This window comes from Nitrosococcus oceani ATCC 19707 (assembly GCF_000012805.1).
Taxonomy (GTDB): domain Bacteria; phylum Pseudomonadota; class Gammaproteobacteria; order Nitrosococcales; family Nitrosococcaceae; genus Nitrosococcus; species Nitrosococcus oceani.
Map to the genome: position 1 here is coordinate 961,711 of NC_007484.1, position 24,585 is coordinate 986,295.

At 47.1% G+C, this 24,585-nt stretch carries 24 protein-coding genes and 1 tRNA gene; 18 read left to right on the forward strand and 7 right to left on the reverse strand.

The window, feature by feature from the left end; translation table 11 throughout:
• The first annotated feature begins 186 nt into the window (after nucleotides 1-186).
• Entirely contained in the window at nucleotides 187-954 is a 768-nt protein-coding gene (locus NOC_RS04790) for an HAD family hydrolase (RefSeq protein ID WP_002808692.1), read from the forward strand.
• Nucleotides 951-2,108 carry a pyridoxal phosphate-dependent aminotransferase gene (locus NOC_RS04795; RefSeq protein WP_002810611.1) on the forward strand — a complete coding sequence of 386 codons (1,158 nt, stop codon included), beginning with the start codon at nucleotides 951-953 and terminating at the stop codon, nucleotides 2,106-2,108. Before NOC_RS04790 ends, NOC_RS04795 begins: the two co-directional genes overlap by 4 nt.
• A 315-nt stretch (nucleotides 2,109-2,423) precedes the next feature.
• On the opposite strand, the gene NOC_RS04800 is transcribed toward NOC_RS04795, so the two are convergent.
• Nucleotides 2,424-3,029 carry a c-type cytochrome gene (locus tag NOC_RS04800; protein ID WP_002809866.1) on the reverse strand — a complete coding sequence of 202 codons (606 nt, stop codon included), beginning with the start codon at nucleotides 3,027-3,029 and terminating at the stop codon, nucleotides 2,424-2,426.
• A gap of 217 nt (nucleotides 3,030-3,246) precedes the next feature.
• Nucleotides 3,247-3,321 (reverse strand) — tRNA-Glu (locus NOC_RS04805).
• A gap of 245 nt (nucleotides 3,322-3,566) precedes the next feature.
• Here NOC_RS04805 and pcnB point away from each other — a divergent pair.
• From pcnB to NOC_RS04845, 7 genes are all read left to right on the forward strand, one after another.
• The gene (gene pcnB, locus NOC_RS04810; protein ID WP_244860153.1) at nucleotides 3,567-4,853 is read left to right on the forward strand and encodes a polynucleotide adenylyltransferase PcnB; all 1,287 of its coding nucleotides are present in this window, start codon (nucleotides 3,567-3,569) and stop codon (nucleotides 4,851-4,853) included.
• Nucleotides 4,854-4,857: 4 nt separating this feature from the next.
• Entirely contained in the window at nucleotides 4,858-5,349 is a 492-nt protein-coding gene (folK, locus tag NOC_RS04815) for a 2-amino-4-hydroxy-6-hydroxymethyldihydropteridine diphosphokinase (RefSeq protein ID WP_002809016.1), read from the forward strand.
• Nucleotides 5,350-5,376: 27 nt separating this feature from the next.
• Nucleotides 5,377-6,171, forward strand: coding sequence for a 3-methyl-2-oxobutanoate hydroxymethyltransferase (gene panB / locus NOC_RS04820; protein WP_002811560.1), 795 nt, complete (start codon nucleotides 5,377-5,379; stop codon nucleotides 6,169-6,171).
• A complete protein-coding gene (gene panC / locus NOC_RS04825) occupies nucleotides 6,171-7,031 on the forward strand; it encodes a pantoate--beta-alanine ligase (RefSeq protein ID WP_002811762.1) in 861 nt (286 codons plus the stop codon). The genes panB and panC overlap by 1 nt, the downstream gene beginning before the upstream one ends.
• 248 nt (nucleotides 7,032-7,279) lie before the next feature.
• Complete coding sequence (panD, locus tag NOC_RS04830; RefSeq protein WP_011330503.1) at nucleotides 7,280-7,660, forward strand: aspartate 1-decarboxylase; 381 nt, start codon at nucleotides 7,280-7,282, stop codon at nucleotides 7,658-7,660.
• Between the two features lie 87 nt (nucleotides 7,661-7,747).
• The gene (locus NOC_RS04835; protein WP_011330504.1) at nucleotides 7,748-8,017 is read left to right on the forward strand and encodes an acylphosphatase; all 270 of its coding nucleotides are present in this window, start codon (nucleotides 7,748-7,750) and stop codon (nucleotides 8,015-8,017) included.
• A gap of 274 nt (nucleotides 8,018-8,291) precedes the next feature.
• A complete protein-coding gene (locus NOC_RS04845; protein WP_002808967.1) occupies nucleotides 8,292-8,747 on the forward strand; it encodes a multicopper oxidase domain-containing protein in 456 nt (151 codons plus the stop codon).
• Between the two features lie 94 nt (nucleotides 8,748-8,841).
• Here the strand turns inward: NOC_RS04845 and NOC_RS04850 are convergent, their stop codons facing one another.
• Together NOC_RS04850 and NOC_RS04855 are read right to left on the reverse strand one after the other, a co-directional pair.
• The gene (locus NOC_RS04850; protein ID WP_002811682.1) at nucleotides 8,842-9,438 is read right to left on the reverse strand and encodes a cytochrome P460 family protein; all 597 of its coding nucleotides are present in this window, start codon (nucleotides 9,436-9,438) and stop codon (nucleotides 8,842-8,844) included.
• Between the two features lie 57 nt (nucleotides 9,439-9,495).
• The gene (locus tag NOC_RS04855) at nucleotides 9,496-11,010 is read right to left on the reverse strand and encodes a PLP-dependent aminotransferase family protein (RefSeq protein ID WP_011330505.1); all 1,515 of its coding nucleotides are present in this window, start codon (nucleotides 11,008-11,010) and stop codon (nucleotides 9,496-9,498) included.
• 566 nt (nucleotides 11,011-11,576) lie between these two features.
• On the opposite strand from NOC_RS04855, the gene NOC_RS04860 reads away from it, so the two are divergent.
• From NOC_RS04860 to NOC_RS04875, 4 genes are read left to right on the forward strand one after another with little or no spacing between them, the layout of a single operon-like run.
• On the forward strand, nucleotides 11,577-13,319 hold the full coding sequence (locus tag NOC_RS04860) for a multiheme c-type cytochrome (RefSeq protein ID WP_011330506.1): 1,743 nt from the start codon (nucleotides 11,577-11,579) through the stop codon (nucleotides 13,317-13,319).
• Nucleotides 13,320-13,331: 12 nt separating this feature from the next.
• Nucleotides 13,332-14,378: a hydroxylamine oxidation protein HaoB gene (haoB, locus tag NOC_RS04865; protein ID WP_002809963.1), complete on the forward strand. Its 1,047-nt coding sequence runs from the start codon at nucleotides 13,332-13,334 to the stop codon at nucleotides 14,376-14,378.
• A gap of 29 nt (nucleotides 14,379-14,407) precedes the next feature.
• A complete protein-coding gene (locus tag NOC_RS04870; protein ID WP_002811312.1) occupies nucleotides 14,408-15,130 on the forward strand; it encodes a cytochrome c family protein in 723 nt (240 codons plus the stop codon).
• A gap of 19 nt (nucleotides 15,131-15,149) precedes the next feature.
• Complete coding sequence (locus tag NOC_RS04875; RefSeq protein WP_002809983.1) at nucleotides 15,150-15,809, forward strand: NapC/NirT family cytochrome c; 660 nt, start codon at nucleotides 15,150-15,152, stop codon at nucleotides 15,807-15,809.
• A 98-nt stretch (nucleotides 15,810-15,907) separates the two neighbouring features.
• On the opposite strand, the gene NOC_RS04880 is transcribed toward NOC_RS04875, so the two are convergent.
• The 3 genes from NOC_RS04880 to NOC_RS04890 all read right to left on the reverse strand — a co-directional run bounded on the left by NOC_RS04880 (nucleotide 15,908) and on the right by NOC_RS04890 (nucleotide 18,877).
• A complete protein-coding gene (locus NOC_RS04880; RefSeq protein WP_002809377.1) occupies nucleotides 15,908-16,480 on the reverse strand; it encodes a lytic transglycosylase domain-containing protein in 573 nt (190 codons plus the stop codon).
• The gene (locus NOC_RS04885) at nucleotides 16,480-18,204 is read right to left on the reverse strand and encodes a proline--tRNA ligase (protein WP_002810516.1); all 1,725 of its coding nucleotides are present in this window, start codon (nucleotides 18,202-18,204) and stop codon (nucleotides 16,480-16,482) included. Before NOC_RS04885 ends, NOC_RS04880 begins: the two co-directional genes overlap by 1 nt.
• Nucleotides 18,205-18,424: 220 nt before the next feature.
• Entirely contained in the window at nucleotides 18,425-18,877 is a 453-nt protein-coding gene (locus NOC_RS04890; protein WP_036497198.1) for a DUF4124 domain-containing protein, read from the reverse strand.
• A gap of 220 nt (nucleotides 18,878-19,097) precedes the next feature.
• Between NOC_RS04890 and ndk the strand changes: the two genes are divergently transcribed.
• From ndk to pgi, 5 genes are all read left to right on the forward strand, one after another.
• A complete protein-coding gene (ndk, locus tag NOC_RS04895) occupies nucleotides 19,098-19,529 on the forward strand; it encodes a nucleoside-diphosphate kinase (RefSeq protein WP_002811566.1) in 432 nt (143 codons plus the stop codon).
• A 21-nt stretch (nucleotides 19,530-19,550) separates the two neighbouring features.
• A complete protein-coding gene (locus NOC_RS04900) occupies nucleotides 19,551-20,669 on the forward strand; it encodes a bifunctional tRNA (adenosine(37)-C2)-methyltransferase TrmG/ribosomal RNA large subunit methyltransferase RlmN (protein WP_002810450.1) in 1,119 nt (372 codons plus the stop codon).
• Nucleotides 20,670-20,677: 8 nt separating this feature from the next.
• Nucleotides 20,678-21,439, forward strand: a complete 762-nt coding sequence (pilW, locus tag NOC_RS04905) for a type IV pilus biogenesis/stability protein PilW (RefSeq protein ID WP_002808962.1) — start codon at nucleotides 20,678-20,680, stop codon at nucleotides 21,437-21,439.
• Nucleotides 21,440-21,638: 199 nt separating this feature from the next.
• Entirely contained in the window at nucleotides 21,639-22,910 is a 1,272-nt protein-coding gene (gene hisS, locus NOC_RS04910; RefSeq protein WP_002809878.1) for a histidine--tRNA ligase, read from the forward strand.
• Nucleotides 22,911-22,925: 15 nt separating this feature from the next.
• Nucleotides 22,926-24,575, forward strand: a complete 1,650-nt coding sequence (gene pgi / locus NOC_RS04915; RefSeq protein ID WP_002810426.1) for a glucose-6-phosphate isomerase — start codon at nucleotides 22,926-22,928, stop codon at nucleotides 24,573-24,575.
• Nucleotides 24,576-24,585: the final 10 nt, after the last annotated feature.

Sequence of the window (24,585 nt, forward strand, 5' to 3'; positions counted from 1 at the left end):
CGCGGATATATACCAGAACCTTTTTGAAAGCACAATAAACGCTTGTCCCTATTGACAACTACTTGGTTTTTCGGATTGAAAATCCGTCTGATTTTATCATAATAAAAAAGTATATGTTCACGCTTTTTAATGAGCTTGCTCCATCCTTAAGGGAAACGAGTTAATATTATTTGTTTGGAATGAGGAATGAAACTTAAAGCATTAATTTTTGATCTCGACGGAACCTTTGCCGAAACGGAACGAGATGGGCATCGGGTGGCGTTTAACCGGGCCTTTGGCGAAGCGAGGGTAGGATGGCATTGGGATGTCGCTCTTTATGGCCAATTGCTAGCGGTTACTGGTGGTAAGGAGCGCATTCGTTATTACTTAGAGCATTATCAGCAGGATTTCTGCCCTCCAGTGGCATTAGATGAATTTATTGCTAAGCTGCATCAGGCTAAGACCCGGTATTATATAGAATTGTTGAAAGAGCAGGGAATTCCCCTCCGCCCGGGGGTGTTGCGGCTTCTTCATGCTGCCCGTGAGCAGGGTTTGCGGCTGGCTATTGCGACCACGACTACGCCAGAAAACGTAACCGCTTTAGTCAGTACCGGTATCGGCCGCCATGCGCTTGATTGGTTCGACTGTATTGCCGCTGGGGATATAGTAAAGGCCAAGAAACCGGCGCCGGATATTTATGATTATTGTTTGGAACAGCTACAATTAGAAGCTGGTCAATGCCTTGCTTTCGAGGATTCTGCCAATGGTGTCCGTGCGGCGGTAGACGCAGGGATTAGAGTTGTAGTTACCGTTAATGACTATACTCGCGATGAGGATTTTGCGGGGGCGGATCTGGTATTGAATCATCTGGGAGAGCCAGGCCAACCCTGCCAAGTATTGAGTGGAAAATTGGATGGTTTTGAATACGTGAAGGTGGATCTTTTGCGGCGCTTATCCGGAGAGGATGAAGAGTGAATGATCGAATAGCGCGGCGGATGGAAGACATTAAACCATTCCAGGTAATGGCGTTATTAGCGCGGGCGAGGGAGCTAGAGGCTCAGGGGCGTAGTATTGTCCATATGGAAATCGGTGAACCCGATTTCATTACGCCCCAGCCTATCGTGGAGGCCGGAATTGCTGCCTTGCGCGCAGGACGGATTCACTATACTCCGGCGGTTGGATTACCCGCCTTGCGAGAAGCTATTGCAAATTGGTATAGCAAGGATGCGGGAATTACGGTACCGCCGGAACGCATTATTGTAACGCCAGGTGCTTCCGGAGCTTTATTGCTGGCTATGGCTGCCTTACTCAATCCGGGAGAGGCAGTGCTTATGGCCGATCCAGGTTATCCGTGCAATCGCTACTTTGCTCGGCTTTTAGAAGGGAAAATCATAGGTATTCCAGTAACCGAAGCAAGCGCCTATCAGCTTAGTTCGAGCCATATCGATTCCTACTGGACTCCGGAAACCCGGGCTGCGTTGGTTGCCTCACCGGCTAACCCGACGGGGACCCTCCTTTCCCAAACGTCACTGGCAGCTTTAATCGAGAGCGTTGAGTCCCGGATGGGGACTCTTATCGTTGATGAAATTTATCATGGCTTGGTTTATGAAGGCAGAGCAGCTACTGCCCTCGGACTTTCGGAACATGCATTGGTAATCAACAGTTTCTCAAAGTACTTCGGGATGACAGGATGGCGATTAGGATGGTTAGTCGTGCCCAAAAACTTTATTGGGGCCGCTGAGAAATTAGCCCAGAACCTCTTTCTTGCTGCTTCTACACCAGCTCAATATGCTGCCCTTGCCGCTTTTAAGCTTGAAACGCTGAAGGTTTTGGAGACGCGCCGGGTGGAATTCCAGCGACGACGAGATTTCCTTTTGCCTGGATTGAGGAGCCTTGGTTTCCATGTTCCAGTAACTCCGCAAGGGGCATTTTATATTTATGCGGATTGCTCTCAGTTTTCGGCGGACAGTTTCGCTTTTGCCCGGGAACTGCTGGAGGAAATCGGAGTTGCCGTAACTCCAGGTGTAGATTTTGGTTGCAATGCCTCGCGGCAGCACTTGCGTTTTGCTTATACCACCTCAATGGAGCAGTTGCAGGAAGGGCTCAAACGCCTCCAAGCTTATTTATAAGCTCTTGGAGTTTCGCCATGTATTGTGCCTACCTAAACTTCATCCGCCTGGAGAATTCGCGATTCTCAGCGGTCTTCAACGAAGGAATCACCTTGGTCTCAGCCTTTTGACCGCTCCTAGCGCCTCCACTTTGGGTGCTCCTCACCTAGGCTCTGAGAGTGGGACAGTAATAGTGCGAATTCATGGCTAAAGCAAGTAACTTGGCCCCCAGGCGCTTGGTGTGCCTCCTTATTTTGCACTCTCGCTAGGGGGCATCGTACATCCCTGTACTCCTTCAATGAAGGCGAGTTAGCTCTTTAAGTGCCTTATTTAAATTTAGTGTGCGTGTTCTTGCATATTTCCATGCTCTTCCTGGCCCTCATGCCCGTGTTTGGAAGAGGCATGAGGGTCGGCGGACTCAGCGTGCCCATGTTCGTGGTGGTGATGTTCCCCTGCCTCCATCCCTCTTTCCGCAGCAGGTGTTAAGGTGGGAAGAAACCGTAATAAGGCCCAAATTTCTTTATCGGTCAAGATTCCATCGAAGCTAGGCATCGTTGAGTTTGGAATACCATGCTTAATGACCCAGAAAATTTCTCCTTGGCTATGGTGCAGCCAGGTGGGGTGTTCCTGAAAATTGCGAGGGGGGGGATTCAAACCTGCGGCCATGGGCCCATCGCCACCGCCGGTCGGACCGTGGCAGCTGGCGCATCCACCTTTTCCTGCATAAATTTCTGCGCCCTTTGCTACGGTGTCAGGCGAGTCCGGTAAGGGATTTTCTAAAGCGCGGATTTCTTCAAGTTTATTGGCGGGAAGGTCTCCAAGAAGGCTTCGGTGAGCATTTTGATGGTGTTGATGTTGATGTTGTTCCGCGAATAAAAGGGGAGCGGTAGAGGATGCAATTACTACCGCTGAGATTATTAAAAAACGTTTTGATTTCAGCACTATGGAGAATCTCCTCATCGCAAGGCTAGTTAAGCATGTATAGTATAGCCGGATAGTATGCTTGATAATTATAGCTTGCAGATGTTAAGGCAGTAAGGCCGCAACGGTCAATTCTGGAGTAGAACACGAGGAGACATCAGGATTTTGCTAACAACAAACTAATGGAACTTTGCTTCCACTCTACGGAGCCCGTTTATAGTTAAGCAGCCGTGGTAAATGGCGCTCCCAAGGGGAATCGAACCCCTGTTACCGCCTTGAGAGGGCGGTGTCCTGACCGCTAGACGATGGGAGCTAGTGACGATAAATACTCAAGGATAACGACCTGATATTATACACATTCTCACTGCTTGCTCAAGCAGAGGCTGTTCTCAGGGTGAGGCGGCGTTACTCCGCTTAAAATACCCGAGCGTATTCAGAATATAATGATAGTATAAGGGGAAGCGAAGAGATGTTCAGGAGTCTATTAGAATAAGGGGGTAAGAGCATTATGCAGACTCTAAAGAGTTTAATTTATTTTTAACTGAGGTTATACGAGTTATAGCTATCGATCCTCCTACAATTATTCCTCGTTCCGAGCATGTAATTTCACGTGCCAATATCAGTGAGCCGGCTCTTAATGTGCTATATCGCCTAAAGAAAGCAGGCTTTAGCGCCTATTTGGTAGGAGGCTGTGTGCGCGATTTGTTATTGGGCCGTGAGCCCAAGGATTTTGACGTAACGACGGATGCCAGGCCAGAGCAAATTCGAGATTTATTTCGTAGTTGCCGATTAGTGGGGCGCCGGTTTCGTTTGGCTCATCTGCGTTTTGGGCGGGAGATCATTGAAACAGCAACTTTTCGCGGTCCTCCAGAAGAAGGATTGAGCGAGAATGGGCGTATTGTGAGTGATAATGTGTATGGAACTCTGGAACAGGACGCCTGGCGGCGGGATTTCTCGGTTAATGCTTTATATTACAACATTCGAGATTTCTCCGTCGTGGATTATACCAGGGGCATGGAAGACCTTGAGGCTGGCCGACTTCGCTTGATTGGTGATCCGGTAACCCGCTATCGGGAAGATCCGGTGCGGATGTTGCGGGCGGTTCGATTTGCCGCAAAGCTAGGGTTTACCCTCCATCCTGATAGTGAAACGCCGATTTGGGAACTTGCCCCTTCTTTGCAAGAGATACCTTCGGCAAGACTATTTGAAGAAATATTAAAGCTATTCCTTGGCGGTTGTGCCGTGCAGACCTTCGAGCTACTTCGCCGTTTTAATCTATTCCGATGGCTATTTCCACAAACCGAGGCTTGTTTAGGAGAGGAAGAACAGGGTTTTCCTCGAATCTTTTTAGCTCAGGCGCTCAATAATACGGATGCCCGGATTGCAGCAGGTAAGCCAGTAACCCCAGCGTTTCTCTTTGCCGCCTTGCTATGGGAACCCGTCCGAAAGCTTACTGAACGCTATCAGCAAGAAGGGGTGCCGGAATTCCAGGCAATGCGAGAGGCGGCAGAAGCCGTACTAGCCAATCAGACCAACCATGTGGCCTTACCTCGGCGGTTCTCGTTGCCTATGCGTGAGATTTGGTATTTACAGCCACGTTTTGCTTATCGCCGGGGTAAGCGGCCTCTGCGCTTACTCCAGCATCCTCGCTTTCGGGCTGCCTATGATTTTCTGTTGCTACGGGCACAATCTGGCGAAGATCAGGAGGAGCTTTGCCAATGGTGGACTGAATTTCAGGAAATGGGAGAAAAAGAACGTTTACGCCTTGTCAGAGTTTCGACCAAATCCCGTCGCCGAAAGCCTAGGAAGCGGGTGGATAAGCCGGTGGCGTCAACGGAGGTTTAGGAGCATGATCCGGGCTTATATTGGGCTAGGAAGCAACCTTAATCAGCCCCGTTGGCAAGTTGCTCAAGCCCTATCTGAACTTGCCGCCTTGCCCCAAACTAGGCGTGTGGCGCATTCTAAATTTTACCAGAGTGTTCCCCAAGGTCCCCAGGATCAACCCGATTATATTAATGCCGTTGCAGCCTTAGATACGGTACTGGAGCCCTATGATTTGCTTGCCAAGCTGCAAGCTATAGAGGAAGGCCATCATCGTGTTCGGAAGCGCTATTGGGGAGAGCGCACTTTAGATCTTGATCTGCTTTTGTATGGCGATTTAGAAATTACTACGGAGAGACTAACGATACCCCATTCTAGATTGCATGAGCGAGCATTTGTACTTTATCCTCTAGCGGAAATAGCCCCCCATGCGATAATACCGGGAAGAGGAAGAGCTGCCGCTCTCGCCTATGGCTGTTCACCCTGGGGTTTACAATGCTTGGAGAACGATGGCATTTAGTTTTTGTGACTGCAAAGGGCCAGCTTAATGGGGCGTTTGACTCTTACTAAATTACAGAAAATGAAGCGGCAGGGCGAGAAAATTACTATGCTGACAGCTTATGATGCCAGCTTTGCTGCCCTGTTGGAAGCTGCCGGAGTGGAAGTATTGTTGGTGGGCGATTCCTTGGGCATGGTGATCCAAGGGCAAGAGAGCACCTTATCGGTAACCATGGACGATATGGTCTACCATTGCCGGAATGTGTCACGGGGAAGTCAGTGTACTTTTATCCTGTCGGATATGCCATTTATGAGCTACGCCACCCCCAATCAGGCAATGGATAATGCTGCCCGGCTCATGCGCGAGGGGGGAGCGCAAATGGTAAAGCTTGAAGGAGGGCGTTTATTGGGTGAGATCGTGGAACATCTGACAGCGCGCGGTATTCCTGTATGCGCCCATTTAGGATTACTGCCCCAGTCGGTACATCGGATAGGTGGTTATCGAGTACAAGGCAGGGAAGAAATCTCAGCGCGGCGGATTCAGGAAGATGCTATGATTTTGCAGGAAGCAGGAGCAGATATGCTGATTTTAGAGTGTGTGCCCGCCCGCCTTGGTAGCAAGATCACGGATGCATTAAAGATTCCTGTGATTAGCTGTGGTGCCGGCCCTTATTGTGATGGTCAGGTGCTAGTGCTTTACGATATGTTAGGTATTAGTCCCGGGAAATCGCCAAGCTTTAGCCGCAATTTTCTCGAGGGAACAAGCAATATTCCGAATGCGATCCAAGCTTATGTCAGCGCTGTAAAAAAAAATGAATTTCCTCTTCTTGAATTAAGCTACTAATGCGGGTCTTGCGGACCGTTGCCGCAGTGCGTAGCGCTGTGGAAGGCTGGCGAGCCTCCCACGAGAGAGTTGCGTTAGTGCCAACCATGGGTAACCTTCATAGAGGTCATTTAGCTCTGGTTGAACGGGCCGCCCAATTAGCGGATCGGGTGATCGTCAGTATCTTTGTCAACCCGCTCCAGTTTAATGACCGGGATGATTATTCGCGCTATCCCCGGACCTTTGAGAAAGATCAGCAGTACTTAGACGAATATGGGGTAGCGGTAGTTTTTGCTCCATCGCTGGAAGATATATACCCACAGCGGTTGGAAAACGTAACCCACGTTGAGGTACCTGGCCTTTCGGATATTCTGGAAGGAGCTTCTCGGTTAGGGCATTTTAGAGGGGTAACTACGGTTGTAGCGGTATTATTTAATATTATACAGCCCCAGGTTGCGGTATTTGGCGAAAAAGATTATCAGCAGCTACTTATTATTCGGCGCATGGTCGCAGATCTCCTCATGCCTGTAGAGGTTGAGAGCATAGCTACGGTGCGAGATAAGGATGGTTTGGCATTGAGCTCACGTAATAGTTACCTTACTAAAGAAGAGCGGGCGAGAGCTCCAATATTATTTGGCGCTCTTAGCCATGCTGCGGAAACTATTAAAGAGGGCTGGCGTAATTTCTCGATTTTAGAAGAAGAAGGCCGGCAAAGGTTGGTGACGGCTGGTTTTTGTCCTGATTATTTTCATATTCGAAGGGCTGAGGATCTAGCTGAGCCAGGGGGGCGTGAGAATAATTTAGTGGTTTTGGCGGCTGCTTATTTAGGAAAAGCCCGCCTTATCGATAATATGCAGGTTCAGTTGAAGTCAGTTGATTAAAGCGTAATAATTAATACAAATATTATTGAGTATCTAATTGTTGGAATTACATATAGATGTCTAATGATCCGCTGCCTGTGTCGTGGATGCTATAGTAGGCAGGCGGAGCAGTGAGACTTCCGATGCTCGGGAAGATTACCCTGGGGCTATGAGTTAGAAAATGCCAGCTTTTGTTGGGCCGATGAGGTTTTGAATGGACAGAATTGAGATCGGTCACGATAAAATGCCAAAGGGAGATTGTTAATTCTATGTATTTGACTCTACTCAAGTCGAAGCTACATCGCGCCTGTGTGACTCATATCGAATTAGAGTATGAGGGCTCTTGCGCTATTGATAGCGTTTTGCTGAGCACAGCCGGGATTCAGGAATATGAGCAGATTCATATATACAATCTGACTAATGGCGAGCGTTTTGTCACCTATGCAATACGGGCTGAAGATAACTCCGGTATAATCTCTGTAAATGGTGCCGCGGCTCATAAAGCTTGCCCTGGTGATCGGCTCATTATTTGTACCTATGCGGTGTTTGAACGTAGTGAGATGGATTCATTTAAGCCACTTTTAATTTATCTGGATGATCGAAATTTTATCACCCATACGGGGAATGCCATTCCAGTCCAAGTTGCTTGAGAAGCTATGTCACCTCCTTAATATTCTTGTTTGAAAATCTTGTTCTAGATTTCTGCTAGTAGAAAGATATAAGAGTAGGGGGCAAAGGTGGTTACTTGTGTACGATGCCTCATTGCTGGTCGGGTTCAAGGAGTATGGTTTCGTGCTTCTACCAAGGAAAAAGCCATGGAGTTGGGCGTCCGTGGGTGGGTGCGTAATTTACCTGATGGTAGGGTAGAGGCTTTGTTGCAAGGGGAAGCTGAGGCGGTTGAAGCGCTTAAGAAATGGTTATGGCGGGGGCCAACTTTAGCACAGGTGGTTGATGTGCAATCTGAAATGGTAGAAATTCCAGAAATTCAGATGTTTGAAGTGCGTTAGACTGCTACTATTATGCGGCAAAGGGCTTGAAGCCTTCTGTGTTTTTGAAAAAAGAACATAGCAAGCAGAAAATTTATTTCCTTACTTGACATCTTTTTTATTTGGGTATATAAATAACCTATAAGATGTATTTTATATGCTTCTTCTTTCCATAGGAAATGCATATTGAATATGTCTTTCTTTTTACGCTGAAAGACGTAAATAAAATACATTTTCTGGTAGCTTGGTTTTCTAATGAAAGTATCTGTAATGCAAACATAATGGAGATAATCAAATGAAATTTCTCAATACAGTGTGGAATAATGTTCAACAATCTGGAGGCCAATTTTTGAGTGGGTTTGTTTTGATTTTGTTGGGGATGCTTTTATCCTCTCAGCAAACTTGGGCAAAAGAGTGGGTGTTTACCGTTCCCATTGGTGAAATAAGCGTGCTTTCTTCCGATGGGCAGAATGAGAGCCCTGTTGTCCATGTTAAGGAAGGTGATGATGTTGTTATTCATGTAAAAAACAATACCCCTGTTGATCACACCGTTCGTTGGCATGGTGTCCATGAGATGGATAACCAACACAATGATGGGCCATCGGAAAAGACGAAAAGGTTTTTATCTATACAAGAAGCTATTGAAGCTGGCGGGGATTTCACTTACCGTTGGAAAGCAGAGAAAACAGGAGCCTTCTGGTACCACTGCCATATTAATGCCAATAAGCAGGTGGCGGGGATAGATATGTAGTGGAAGAAACATTTTTATAATATTATTTATGATACAAAAAAAGAGGGGGGTTTAAATACCCCCTCTTTTTTTGTTGACTTCTTACTTTTGCCTGCTACTTATTGGGCTTTGCGGCTTGAAGAACCGGATAATATTGAGTAAAAACCCAATCGTCTTTGGCGTTGGCCTGGTGACATGCATTGCATTCAGCAGTAGGTTTAGCCGTAGCTTTACGTGGTAAAGGGTATTTCATTCCATACATAAAATAGGCCCAGTTGCCTGGTTCGTCGGGAAATCGTTTGGAGTCCTTCACGGCTGCCTCTAAACCGGTAAACTCCCCCATAAAGTAACCATTACCCGTCAATGCCTTTTTAGCGCCTACGCTGAGAAGTTCTTTCACTACCATGGCTCCGTCTCGAAATTGGCCAGTTTTTTTCCAGTGGGTAAAACTTTTCGGATCGATATAGACATTATGAAATTCGGGCACTTCGGCTTTACCGTTGTTCATATCATGGGGTGTTACCGTGGTGCCAACATAAACCCACTCTCTATAACCTTCCGGCTGGAGAAGCTCGTTATTGATGTTAAAAAGCGCTGGAGATGAATCCGCTGCGTATGTCATTGGGCTGAAGGCTGTATAACCAACCAAGGCGAAGCCGGCGATTTTCCATAAGCAGTGGATTTTGTGGCGGATAGAATTAGATTGGTTCATAAGGTACCTCGTTATGATAAAGAAATCGATCTATAGATTTTATAGGAGTAACTTCAATTAGCTAGAAGCCAGTTTGGATTTTACTGGGGGGTTGCCTAGCACCTTTAAAAACGCCGCTGCTACTTTGGCAATTCCTGCACGAATTTGGGTTTCGGGAAGAGAGGAATAACCAAGGAGGAGGGTGCGTTCACTGTATTCCTTATAACCGTAATCATAGGCGCCTCCGCTCTCTAAGGCATACATCCCAACTCCTGTTTCCCGAGCAATTGCTTGCATTTCGATGGCTGTAGGGAAATCGGGGGGCAGATGCCAAACAATATGCATTCCTCCCTCTAATCCCGATAGTTTAACCTCTCCAAAATGGTATTTTAAGGCGGCTATTAGGCAGTCACGGCGACGGAGATACATTCGCCGTATTTGCCGCAGGTGCTTGGCGTAGCCACCGCCAGAGATGAAATCGGCTAGAATTGCTTGATCAAGCCAAGGATTACCGTTGTCTAGTAAGGCCTTGACTGTCTTTGCAGGTTCCATTAACTCCTCTGGAACTAAGACATAGCCAAGACGAAGTCCGGCACCAATCGATTTTGATACCGTTCCCATATAAATCACACAGTCATAGGGATCCAATCCTGCTAAAGCTGTCAATGGGGAGCCATTATGCCGGAAGTCGCTATCGTAATCATCCTCAATCAAGTACGCACCGACTTGTCCAGCCCAGTCTAATAATTGAACGCGGCGTTTTAGGGAAAGGGTTGACCCCATAGGATATTGGTGGGAGGGGGTAACATAAGCCAAACTCACGGGCGCAAGAGGAAGTTTTGAGACCTGTAGTCCATATTGATCCACTGGCACAGGATGGAGTTGGGCGCCATAGCTTTCAAATACATAAGCAGCTCCCTGGTAGCAGGGGCATTCTGTGACCACCCGGGTTCCTTGAGCTATCAATAAACGGGCGACGATGTTTAGGGCTTGTTGGCTGCCGCTGACCACAATAATTTGTTCTGGAGTAACAGCAATACCTCTAGCAGGTCCTAGGTGGTTGGCTATTGCTTCTCGTAGGGCTAGAATCCCAATGGGATTGCGATATTCTGTTAGATTAGCTCCGCCTGCGCCCAGATGGCGTAAAATTAGCCGACGCCAGATTTTAATAGGGAAAGAGTGAGGATCCAAACGCCCCACTCGAAAATCTACTGCGAGGCGGCTTCGCTGGGAATTAGCTACCTTTTGAGCCCGGCCTCGAAATAATATGGGATGCCGCCTTGATTGAGGCTTTTCAGGTAGTACAAGTGGTTGTGTGGGAGCTTTGAGGACAAGAGAGTCTGGTGGTAAGTAGGAGTTGACATAGGTGCCTACTGCTTCTTGAGTTTGAAGATAATCCTCGGCGATGAGGCGATCATATGCCAAGAGTACCGTATTACGGGAAACTCCCAGCTGCTCGCTTAAAGAGCGGGTGGCAGGCATGGGTGTACCAGGCTTCAGTTTACCGCTCAAAATCAAGCTGCGAATTTGTTCGAAAAGCTGGTTTTGTAAGGTTTGTTTGCTCTGGCGTTCTAGCTTTAGCGGTAATTGCATAAGCTTTAATTTAGCACTTGGTTTTTCATCGTGTTTGAAATTTTATAGAATATATTTGGATCTATTCTAAATCGATTTCTTGCGATCATAAATAGGGCCAATTTTAAAAGTTTTTTTGGTGCCGTTTAAAATATATACTCTTGTATTCATGGCTACGGCATTTAGATGGTTAATCGCAAAACCTCTCTACCATGGCTTTGTTGCAATGAACTATTTTGTTGTTATACTCAACGCTAGTTGCAGCGTGTGGTAGCGGAGCTTTACTGATCTAGGCTATATTTCTAAGCCTAAGCCGTTATGGTTATTTAGTTAGAAAGATTGTAATTCTACTATATTATCAATCGCTTAGTCGCTTTGCTCGCAGCTATATCCAGTATTTTAGAAACAATAATTGGTACCATGCTGTAATATTAAACTGGCTCTATTGGTCTCCTTGTTTTGCATATAAGTGGTACTTTTCATTGAGGCCAGTAAACCATATAACCACAAAAAACATAGCATTTATGCTTTAGGACTCCGGGTGCGAAGGAGGTCAATATGAGTGACAGTGCAATTAGAGGTCAATTATGAGTGACAGTATAATTAAAAGGCTCTTGCGAGCCATTGCTACGGTTTTTAGCGTAAGCTTGTTATTCGTGGGCAATGCAAGTGCTGATATCCCGGATGAGCTTTATGAGGCTCTCGGGGTGGATAAATATAAAGCTTCGCCCAAAGAGTTATATGAGGCAATAACCGAGCGTTATTACGATCCAGCCCAAGGGCATGGGGAGGGTAAGTATGCCGAATATTGGGAACCTCTTCCCTTTAGCCAATATTTGGACCCTTATACTTATTATTCGCCGCCCGCTCAACCAGCTAAGGTGGCTACCCGCGAGGAGTGTATAGAATGCCACGAAGATGAAACCCGGGGTTGGGTTCACGCCTGGAGAAAGAGTGTCCATGCGAATTTAGACGAAATCCGTGATTTACCCAAGGACGATTCCCGCTATTATAAGAAAAAACTTATAAAGGAGGTGGAAAAAAACCTTCGCTCAATGGGTAAGCTGGAAAAGAATGAGAATCTGAAAGAAGTTAGCTGTATCGATTGTCATGTTGGTGTTGGCGCTGAAAAAGGCCACCATAATCAGGATCTTCGCCTTCCCGATGCTGCCGTTTGCGGAATCTGCCACCTACAACAGTTTGCCGAACGGGAATCGGAACGCGATACTCTTACTTGGCCAGATACGGATGTAAAAGGTAACAAAATCGATCCAGTTTGGCCTCCAGGACGCCCCTCCCACGCCCTTGATTATCAAGCTAATGTAGATCTTGCCACATGGGCGGCAATGGAAGACCGGGAAGTTGCGGATGGTTGCACCATGTGCCATATCAATCAAAACCGCTGCGACACTTGTCATACTCGCCATCAGTTCTCAGCAGTAGAAGCCCGTAAGCCGGATGCCTGTGGTAATTGCCATAATGGGGCGGATCACAACGAGTATGAAAACTACTTGATGTCTAAGCACGGTACCACCTACCTGATGCTAGGGGATACCTGGGATTGGGAAGTGCCGCTTAAGGATGCTATTGCGGAAAATGGGCAAACTGCGCCGACCTGTGCTTTCTGCCATATGGAGTACAAAGGCAGATTTGGCCACAACGTGGTGCGTAAGGTACGGTGGGCCTTTAATCCCCAAGAGAAAATCGCCAATAACCTTGAGCATGAATGGTATGAGTACCGCAACGAGGCGTGGATAGAAACTTGTACTAATTGCCATTCCGCCACCTTTGCCGAATCTTACCTTGAGTTTGTAGACAATGGCATTATCTCGGGCCTTAAAAAGCAGTTAGAGGCGAAACAAATTGTTGAGGCCCTATATGAGGATGGTTTGCTGCCCGGCCAGAAAACCAACCGTCCCGCGCCACCCAAGCCAGAGCACGATGCTCCAGGGGAGTTCTTCCAGCTGTTTATTGCGAAGGGCAACAACCCCACTGCAGTGGAGTTGCAATATGCAAAAATGTGGGAGCAGGATCTGCTCAAGCATTATAAGGCGCTGGCCCACGTAAACCCAGGTTTTTGGACTTACACAGAAGGCTGGGGGCCATTGCTGGAACGCTATACCAATATCCAGGATGCGAATACCCAGCTTAGAGCGTTTGCCAAATTGAAAGCCCAAGTTGCTACGCTAGAAGGAGATGTAAAGGCTGCGAAGCTATTAGATCTGGATAGCCAGGTAGAGCGAGCTGTTGTGGGCGGTCTAGGCGGCGGTATGGTGCTTGCCGGTGTGGGTTTAGTAGCCTGGCGGCGCAAGCAAAAAACGGAAGGTTAAGCGCCTGTGTCTGTGGCTGAAAATACTATGCCACCTTCCTCAAAAGAGGGAACGAGTAAAGCTCTCCCGCTTATTGGCATAATGCTGATAGCGGGGGGGCTTCTCCTCTTGGGCTGGCTTGGCTGGGCATTACTGAGCCCGGCTGGCGGTAAGGAAGCGCCATACCAATATAAGAAGGTGGCAGAAGGTGGAGTGGAAGAATTTCCCGAGTTAGGGCTTGATGCCTACGGGGGAATAACTGTCCGTAAATATAAATTACTTGCTGAGGAAATACAAAAGGAACCTTTAGTAGAGCTATATACAGGTTCTAAGGACAATCAAGCTCCCGTGTTACTGGAGTGGAAAAACAACCTTATTGAACCGCTGCTAGCGATTAGTAGTAGCATCGAAGATTTGACTAAATTAGCTCGAGGAATCACTGAGCATGTACCGTCTGAAGCTATGGTGCTGAGCTGGTGGGATACTTCCCGTCGGCTTGAATTGCTTACTGGGGTAAACACTCTATTCAATGGAAATCTAGCGGAACCGCTATTAATCCCGACTCCTTGGGTTGATCAGCGAAAGGCGATTGAAAACTTAGAGCGTGATTTTTGGCAAGTAACCAACTCAGGTGAGGCGGAGACTCGCCAAAAGCGTGTTGCAGAAGCCTTATTAGCCGATGAAGCTAAGGGTGTATCGATACTAAGGGAATTATCGGATGGCCGAGAAGCATATGTTGTTGTGCACTGGTCGGATGCCTATAAATTAGGCGCGATGGAGCCCAAGCGTTTCGGCCTTGGTTATAAGGATTTTCCCGGCGGCAGACGAGTTCATGCTTTAATTCCCCATGTTAAGGACTGGATAGCGGAAAATGGCTATGAGTCATATTTAGTGCATCGTTCAGATGAGGACACGATCCGCACCTATTTTTTGACTGGCGACACTGATAAAAATGCTCTGATAGTCAAACTGCTACCGTTTAGCACCTCAAACCCAATGGAACTTGAAGTGCTCAAGCTGGTCGCTCAGTATGGCAGTTATTGGGTTTATTCGTTGCCGCCTGCTAATGATGCTGGTTAATTAGTGTTTTCCTCTAAAGGAGAAAATTTATGAACCAGATAATTAGATATACATTCTTTTATGCTCTATTGGCGATCGCTATGGGAACGGTGTGGGCTCAAGGGGAACCACCCTACGATGGCCTTAAGAAATGTAAGAGTTGCCATGAGTCTCAGTATGATTCATGGCTTGAAACGGATCATGGACAGGCGATGAAGTCTTTAGAGCCTGGCGAAGAGGTAGAGGCCAAGGAAAAAGCAGGGCTGGACCCTGATGAGGATTATACTGAAGATCCTGAGTGCGTCGGTTGCCATGTGACCGGGTTTAGGAAAGATGGGGGCTACGAAATTGATCTCTCCAACCGCTTGAAAAAGTATTTACAGGGTGTTGGTTGCGAATCCTGCCATGGTCCTGGGTCCAGGTACAAGCATAACCATAAAGATGCGGCCAAAAAGTTTGAAGAGTCCCAGGAAACTACTTCTCGGCAGGAGCTCGCCGCTATCGGGCAGGTTTTTACCGATAAGGAATTTGAAGAGCGTTGCAATGCTTGTCACCTTAACTACGAAGGTTCGCCATGGCCTCATGCTAAAGAGCCCTATACCCCCTTCACTCCTGAAGTGGATCCGAAATACGAGTTCAATTTTGAAGAAGCGGTGCATAATGATGAAGCGATGCACAAGCATTATAAGCTAGAGGGCGTTTTTTCTGGTGATCCGGTCGCATCGTTCCATGAAGAATTCCAAAAGCATGCTGCGCCACCGCAGAAAAAATAAATGGTAGGAGTAAAATAATATGCTATCTAAATTAAAACAATGGTGGCAAGCCATTGTTGAGTATTTTAAAGTTCATTGGCGCCCGGTTGCGGTCGGAGCGGGGGGGCTATTTGCTCTAATTGTTATCGTTTTTGGAGGCGAGGCGGCGTTATCAACGACCACCTTTTGCACTAGTTGTCATTCGATGTCTTATCCGTATGAGGAATTGCAAGAGTCCGCTCATTATGGCAGGTTTGGTTTGCAACCCCAATGTAAGGATTGCCATATTCCTCAGGGGTTAGGGAACTTCCACAAGGCAGTTTATACTCATGTAGTGGATGGGGCGCGAGAGCTTTATTTAGAACTTGTTAACGATTATTCTACACTTGAAAAATTTAATGAGCGCCGGCAAGAAATGGCCCATCATGCCCGCATGAATCTAAAGGGATGGGATAGCGTGACCTGCCGGGATTGCCATCAGGATCCACAACCAGCAGCTAAATCTGGCCAGCGGGCTCACAAAAAGCTTGATGACGGCTGGACCTGCATTGATTGCCATCAAAACCTTGTGCATGCTCCTGTGGAGCATACCGATCTTGATGCAAGTGAGCGGCGTGGCGAGATGGTCATCATGGATGAGATAGATTGGACAGACCGTAACCCGCTAGCCGGAGTGGAGACTCGTTCGATAAGGAATTAAATATAAGAGCGAGCGGTCGCAATATTTTTTGTTAGATCTTATAAAAGCCCCAGCTAAAGCCGGGGCTTTTTTTGAGCTGACGAGCGGAAAAATACCTATTACTGCCAATGGCGAAGGGCTTTATAGACTCTATTTGGATACCACGTTTTTCCGATACTGCCGTTATAGCGGGCTAGGGCGCGGGTAAGATCGCCTTTTTCACGGTTAATGTAGCGTCGAAGGATCGTACAACCAAAACGCAGATTGGTTGCAATGTCCATGAGGTTATCTTCTTTATGGCCAATTTCTTTGAGCCAGAAAGGCATAATTTGCATAAGGCCGCGGGCGCCAGCTTCAGAAATAGCAAAACGGTTAAAATTACTTTCCACCTCGATGATGGCAAGTACGAGCTCAGGGGCTAGATTTGCTTGGACCGCCTCACGGTGGACTAAACGCAGGATTGCTAGGCGCTTTTTGAGTTGGGGAATACGAGTTCTAAAGCGGTATTCCATATCCAGTAGCCATACTTGGGCATGAAACCGGTCTTTAAAACCGTCCTTTTTTCCAGCGGCGGAGACGAGCTGGTGCCTTATCTGTCTATCTAGTTCTGGTAGTTCAGCAGCGGCTGTTATACCCAGCAGGGTATAAAAAAAAATTAACATAAATAACTGACTATAATCTAGGGGCTTCATCACCTCCTAGATATCGGAGCTTTTAATTCGGCCTTGAGTCCGGAAATAAAGTTATCTAGCTGAATAGCGCAGGTTTTTCCATCCTGACGTCGCTTGTATTCTACAGTATTATTTTCTAATCCCCGTTCGCTGATCACTAAACGATAGGGAATACCGATTAGATCCATATCAGCAAATATTACGCCGGGGCGTAATTGCCGGTCATCGAGCAATACTTCAAATCCTGCTGCTTGTAGCTCTGTATAGAGCCGGTCACTCATTTCCTTTACTCGTGCTGATTTATGCGCGTTAATAGGGACAAGCGCTAGCTGGAAGGGGGCAATGGACGCAGGCCAGATAATGCCATGCTCGTCATGATTTTGCTCAATAGCGGCAGCTACCACGCGAGAGACGCCAATACCATAACAGCCCATTGCCAAGCTGATAGCTCGACCTGTTTCATCTAGCACCGTAGCATTCATAGCCTGGCTATATTTTTCGCCAAGCTGGAAAATATGGCCTACCTCGATACCCCGGGCAATGGATAAGGTTCCCTCTCCATCGGGGCTTGGATCGCCATCGACCACATTGCGGATATCAGCCGTGCTGGGTTCAGGTAAATCACGTCCCCAATTAACTCCAGTGAAGTGTTTACCTTCCATATTGGCACCACAGGCGAAATCTGTTAACTGGACCGCGCCGTGATCTGCAATAAGGGGGATCGCAAGACCCATGGGGCCTATGGAGCCGATAGATGCATTACAAGTTTTCCATACCTGTTCGGGTGTGGCAAACTGAAGAGGGTTGGCCACTTGGGGAAGCTTTTGCGCTTTCACCGCATTGAGTTCATGATCACCCCGTAGCGCGAGAGCTACTAATTCTCCCTCGCTGCCTTGCACTAACAGGGTTTTGATGCAGCGCGAGGATGGAATGTTAAGGAATTGGCTTATTTCTTTAATAGTGCACTGCCCTGGTGTTTCTATTAAAGAAAGCGTTTCTTTTGGCGAGGCAGGTTTATCTGTAGGGGGAAGGGCAGCAGCTAATTCTACATTGGCAGCATAGGTGCTTTTATCCGAGAAGGCAATGGCATCTTCACCAGAGGCAGCAAGCACATGAAATTCATGGGATGTTTTGCCGCCAATGGCCCCAGTATCAGCTTGTACTGCTCGAAAGGTTAACCCGATTCGATCAAAGATGCGAGAATAGGTTTCATACATTTGGTTATAGGTTTGAGCTAATGATGTTTGGTCTGGATGAAAAGAGTAGGCATCCTTCATTAAAAATTCCCGTGACCGCATGACTCCAAACCGGGGCCGAATTTCATCCCTGAATTTCAACTGTATTTGGTAAAAATTGGCGGGCAGCTGTTTATAACTCCGTATCTCACGGCGGATGAGATCAGTAATTACTTCCTCGTGAGTAGGACCAAAGCAGAAAAATCGTTGATGACGATCAGTAAAACGCAATAACTCTGGCCCGTATTGCTCCCAGCGCCCTGTTTCTCGCCATAACTCAGCAGGCTGTACTGCCGGCATTAATACTTCCTGGGCGCCAGCCTTATCCATTTCTTCGCGGATAATGTTTTCAACCTTGCGTAGTACGCGTAAACCCAGAGGGAGCCAGGTATAGAGGCCTGCTGCAAGCCGACGGATAAAACTTCCCCTGAGCATCAACTGATGGCTGATTATCTCGGCGTCAGCTGGAGTTTCACGGGTGGTAGTAAGCAAATATTGAGAGGTACGCATATCTGTTAACGGAGTATTATTAGCCTACATTAAGTCATTAAAGGCTGTTATATATTTATGGTAATAATTTTTTGCACTATCTATTTGCACTATCTAAAAGCTATTTTAAAGTTGCCTTTCATTATTAATGCGCTTAATTACAGTGTCTTTAAATATTCTTCGCTTAACCCACAGTATCCACAATCATTTTTAAAGTTTTTCAATTACAATCTATTGACGTTCAATCGCAGTTTGCTTCAATTTGCTGTTTTGCTTCGGTAATATGGGCGTGCCGTTCCTCCTCGTTTAAACGGGTATAATTGCCACTGCCGTCACCAATGCGCAAACGAGGATTTCCCCTGTATAATTCCAAATTTTTGTGAGCTGCTTCGCAGTTGTGTTTACGGATAGCTTGTTGCTTTTTTTCTTGCGTTTGTCGCTTTACTGCTTCTTCTCGAGCAGCTTGTTCTTGCTCCAAGCGTTCAAGGCGTGCATTTAAAGATTTGGAAGGCATTTTTGGCTTATCTGGAGCAGGTGGCGAGGCCATTTTTTTAGCTTCCTGATCAGGTGGCGGTCGTTGAGAATAGTGAGTAACTCCTTTCTCATCCGTCCATTTGTAGGCGCTATCTGCTGCTATGGGGACTGCCAAACTAATAAGCATGGCGATTAATGTCAACAGAGGAGACACCGGCATTTTTGGAGCCATATTGGTATTAGGTATGTTGTTTTATTATATTCAGAATTATAATTTGAACTATGAAAAGCGTTTGTTATTAAAAGTAAAAACTTCAAACATCTATGCAGCTTACATTGTTCTGGGCATAAGCGCTGGCTAAGATGATATAATTCGTTTTCAGGAGTTCTTTAATTTTTATTGAAATATTTCTCTGTATTCTGTAAGGAGCATAGTATAAATGGTGATTGAACGCACCCTCTCCATTATTAAGCCGGACGCGGTTGCCAAAAATATCATCGGGGAGATTTATACCCGCTTTGAAAATGCGGGTCTACGGATTGTGGCGGCCCGAATGCTCCACTTGTCGAAGGAGCAAGCCCAAGAGTTTTATACGGTCCACAAGGATCGGCCTTTTTATAACGATTTGGTTGGGTTTATGACCTCGGGCCCAGTCATGGTGCAGGTTTTGGAGGGAGAGAACGCTATTGCCAGAAACAGGGAGATAATGGGGGCAACCAATCCTAAAGAAGCGGTTCCGGGCACGATCCGCGCCGATTTTGCGGAAAATATTGACGCTAATGCGGTTCACGGTTCTGATGGGTCAGGGACGGCTGAGCAAGAAATCAATTTTTTCTTTAAGTCAGAAGATATTTGCCCGCGGATCGGCTAAAGGCCAAAGTTTCTTATTATTATGACCGACTCCAGAACCAATTTGCTTAATCTGGATCGAGCTGGGCTGGATGCTTTTTTCACCTGTCTCGGTGAAAAACCTTTTCGTGCCCGCCAGGTACTTCGTTGGATCCACCAGCGGTTTGTCACAGATTTTAGCGCTATGACTGATCTTAATAAGTCGCTACGGGAGCGTTTGACGGAGAGTGCGGTGATTTCCCTTCCGGAGATAATTAAGCAGCATCGTTCGGCCGATGGGACCCATAAATGGTTGTTACGCATGCATGGGAACAACTGTATTGAAACGGTGTTCATCCCCGAAGGAGATCGGGGTACATTATGTATTTCATCCCAGATAGGTTGTATTCTAGATTGCTCTTTTTGTGCCACGGGAAAGCAAGGATTTAACCGTAATTTAGCGGTATCCGAAATTATTGGTCAGCTGTGGCTAGCGAATAAAACCCTAGGACGGGATCCCAAGGGTGAGCGCATCATTACTAATGTGGTGATGATGGGTATGGGAGAACCCCTTGCCAACTTCAATAACGTTGTTACCGCCATGAATTTAATGCTAGACGATTTTTCTTACGGATTGTCGTGGCGTCGTGTAACTCTTAGCACTGCAGGGATGGTTCCCGCCATGGATCGGCTACGAGCTGTTTGCCCAGTTAACCTTGCGGTCTCTCTCCATGCACCCACTGATAAGCTGCGTGATGAACTTGTTCCCCTAAACAAAAAATATCCCTTGCAGGATTTGTTATCAGCATGTCGGCGCTATGTTGCTGGGGATAGAAGGCGCGCCGTCACCTTCGAGTATGTTATGTTGGCTGGTGTAAATGATTCTCTTCCGCATGCCCGGGCTTTGTTGCGGTTATTACGAGGCTTGCCTGCCAAGGTTAATCTCATTCCTTTCAATCCTTTTTCGGGTAGTGTTTATCGTCGTTCTGATGCCGCGACCATTGATCGCTTTCGGGAAGAATTGTTACGGGGAGGAATCATGACTGTCACCCGTAAAACTCGTGGCGATGATATTGCAGCTGCCTGTGGTCAGTTGGCAGGCCGGGTTCAAGATCGTACTCGTCGTACCATGGATAGGCAGCGTTTGGTGAGTGTTTTACCCCGGTCTCCGTTAGCGTCATGAAGCCTAGAATGATCGGTGTATTCGCCATTATGCTACTTGGCTTCGCGGGTTGTGCCTCAATACTCTCCTCTCAAGAGCAGGATATACCCTCGATTGACAAGGAGAAGGCAGCCAAGATTAATGTTCAGTTAGGGGTAGAGTATTTTAAGCAAGGCGAGTTGGAGCAGGCGTTAAAAAAGCTAGAGCGCGCTATCCAGCAAGACCCGAAGCTTCCTAGTGCCTACAATGCCTTGGCTCTTCTCAAGCAACGCTTAGGCCAGGCGGAGGAGGCAGAAAAATATTTTCAGCGGGCTATAAAGTTGGATCCGGAGTATTCGGAAGCTCAAAACAATTACGGAGTTTTTCTTTATAACCAGGGGCATTATGGAGATGCGGAGGCACGCTTCTTGGAAGCCGTTAAGAATCCTTTATATGGTACACCGGAACTAGCCTACGAGAATGCAGGAATGGCTGCCCAAAAGCAAGTGGAATTCGATAAAGCGGAGAGATATTATCGCAAGGCCTTGCAGCTTGAGCCAAGGCTACCCAAGTCTTTATACCATATGGCTGAAATAAGTTTTGAGAAAGGCCATTACCAACGAGCGCAGGAGTATTTGCAACGTTATCGTGTAGGGGCTCGGCATACCCCAAAATCTTTATGGCTTGGCATCAGAATTGAGCGTGAATTGGGCAATGAGGATACGGTGTCTAGCTATGCTTTATTGTTGAGGCGGAATTTTCCCGATTCCCCAGAAGCTAAGCTCCTGCAAAAAAGCTTGGATAGACAGTAGGGGTTAGGATAGGTGGTTCTGAGAAGAACTACTGACATTCCATTCGTGCCGCAAAATCCGTACGGATACCTTTTTGGCAGAGGAGGCAGCAGCGCCCTGGCGGAAAAAACTTGAATAAAAATATGGCTAAACATAGAGCCGTAGGTAGGAATGTGGCTGCCTGGAGGTTTTTCCTCTAAATAAATAAGGTTTAGGTGTAGTGAAAAAGATACAAGCTATCCGGGGGATGAACGATCTCCTTCCAAATCAGACTCCCCATTGGCAACGGGTAGAGGAGGTCTTATCTAGAGTACTAGCTAGCTATGGTTATCAAGAAATCCGCCTGCCCCTATTAGAGCCCACGGAGTTATTCCGACGCTCTATTGGTGAGGTTACCGACATTGTTGAAAAGGAGATGTATACCTTTATTGACCGTAATGGAGATAGTTTAACCCTGCGGCCAGAAGGTACGGCGGGTTGCGTCCGGTCTATCTTGCAACATGGCTTGCTTACCCAAGGTCCCTTGCGCCTATGGTATTACGGACCCATGTTTCGCCATGAGCGGCCGCAAAAGGGTCGTTATCGCCAATTTTATCAAATTGGGGTGGAGGTTTTGGGCACCAAGGGGCCTGATGTGGATGCTGAGCTTATCCTGATGACGGCCCGTTTCTGGCGACGGTTAGGGCTGCAGGATCTGCGCTTGCAACTCAACTCCCTTGGTTCCCCCGCAGCACGGATTGCCTATCGGGAACGTTTGGTGGATTTTTTTACGGCACATGAGGATGTCCTAGATGAAGACAGTCGCCGCCGACTTCACAGTAACCCGTTACGTATTTTGGATAGCAAGAATCCTGCATTACAAGAAATAATTGAACAGGCGCCCCAGCTTTTAGATTATTTGGATGACGATTCGCGCACTCATTTTGAGGCTCTGCGGCATACGCTTGATAGTGCCGATATTGCCTATAAAATTAACCCACGGCTAGTTCGAGGCTTAGATTACTATACGCGAACAGTTTTTGAGTGGGTAAGCGATCAGCTAGGCTCTCAGGGGACGGTTTGTGCGGGCGGACGCTATGATGGTTTGGTAGAACAGTTAGGGGGGCAATCTATACCTGCGGTTGGTTTTGCGCTGGGTTTGGATCGCTTAGTCGCACTGCTAGGCGAGCAAGGCCGCTTGAAAGCACCGATTCCTGCCGATCTCTATTTGGTCGCTGTGGGTCCACAGGCAGAGCGGGAATCGTTATTATTTGCCGAGCGGCTGCGAGAGGCCATTCCAGCTGCGCGACTACAGGTAAATTATGGTGGCGGAAGTTTTAAAAGCCAATTGAAGCGTGCTGATCGCAGTGGTGCCCGGTGGGCGCTTATTTTGGGTGAAGATGAGATCGTCCAGGGGACGGTCAGTGTCAAAGATTTACGCCAGGGGCAGCCTCAGGAATTAGTGTCTCAAGACAAATTATCCGATTATATTAAGCAGCAGCTCCAAAGTTAAAATTTGAGGAAACTGATGAAACCTTATCTAGCGCAGGCTCGCTCCTGGGCTTCCCTTCTCCAACATTATGGCTGCATAAAGAAGCAGCATATGCGGGATTTATTCGCAGCCGATCCTCAACGGTTTGATAAGTTTTCTCTTATTTTCAATGGCATATTATTTGATTTTTCTAAGAATCGGATCACAGAGGAAACGCTGAAACTTCTTCTCGACCTAGCCCGTGAGCGAGAACTGCAGCAAGGGATTAGCCGCATGTTTGCCGGCGAGCCGATTAATAATACGGAAAATCGCCCGGTTCTACATGTTGCATTACGCAACCGTGCTAATCGCCCCATCATGGTAAAGGGCAAGGATGTGATGCCCCAGGTGAACGTTGTTTTGGAGCGTATGGGGAAATTTTGCGATAGGGTGCATCGTGGTCAGTGGCGAGGGTTTAGCGGAGAGCGCTTAACAGATATTGTCAATATTGGGATCGGTGGTTCTGATTTGGGTCCCGCCATGGTGACTGAAGCCCTGCAGCCCTATGCTAAATCTGGCTTCCGGGTCCATTTTGTTTCTAATATCGATGGAACCCAATTAGCCGAAACTCTCAAAACTATTCGACCCGAGACCGCCTTGTTCGTAATTTCTTCAAAGACCTTCACGACTCAGGAAACTTTAACCAACGCTCATAGCGCACGGAATTGGTTTCTTCGTGCCGCACCTGATGATAAGGCGATAGCTAAGCATTTTATTGCGGTCTCTACCAACCGGTCTGAAGTAGAAAAATTTGGCATTGATCCCTGCAATATGTTTGAGTTTTGGGATTGGGTTGGCGGCCGTTATTCTCTTTGGAGTGCTATTGGGTTATCCATAGCCCTTTATCTTGGCATGGAAAATTTCGAACAATTGCTTGAAGGTGCCCACGAGATGGATAAGCATTTTCAGGAGACGCCCCTCAAGCAAAATATACCGGTAATTGCCGCCTTAGTGGGTATCTGGAATATTAATTTTTTAGGGGCTCAAAGCCATGCTGTTTTGCCTTACGATCAGTATTTAGAACGGTTTCCCGCCTACTTACAACAATTGGAGATGGAAAGTAATGGCAAACATGTGACCCGCGGCGGAGCATCCGTGAATTATGCTACGGGTAATGTTATCTGGGGAGCGCCTGGTACCAATGGCCAGCATGCCTTTTTCCAGCTTTTGCATCAAGGGACGCCTTTGATAACGGCGGATTTCCTGGCATCTGCTGAATCCCATAATCCTCTTGGAGAACATCACCAGATATTATTATCGAATTTTTTTGCTCAGACCGAAGCCCTAATGAAAGGAAAAGACGAGGCTGAGGTGAGAGCGGAGCTGGAAGAGGCGAATCTTGCTAAGGGGGAGGTAGAGGCGCTTATCCCCCACAAGCTTTTTGACGGCAACCGTCCCAGCAATTCTTTCCTCTTCTCTAAGCTGACGCCTTGGACATTAGGCGCGTTGATTGCCTTTTATGAGCATAAAGTGTTTACCCAGGGTCTTATTTGGGATATTAATTCGTTCGATCAATGGGGAGTAGAATTAGGCAAGCAGTTGGCCACAACAATCTTGCCGGAGCTGCAGGGTGGCGAGGAGGTGAATAGCCACGATTCTTCTACCAACGGCCTAATAAATTATTATAAGCGTATCCGTCACCTATAAAAGATAGGCG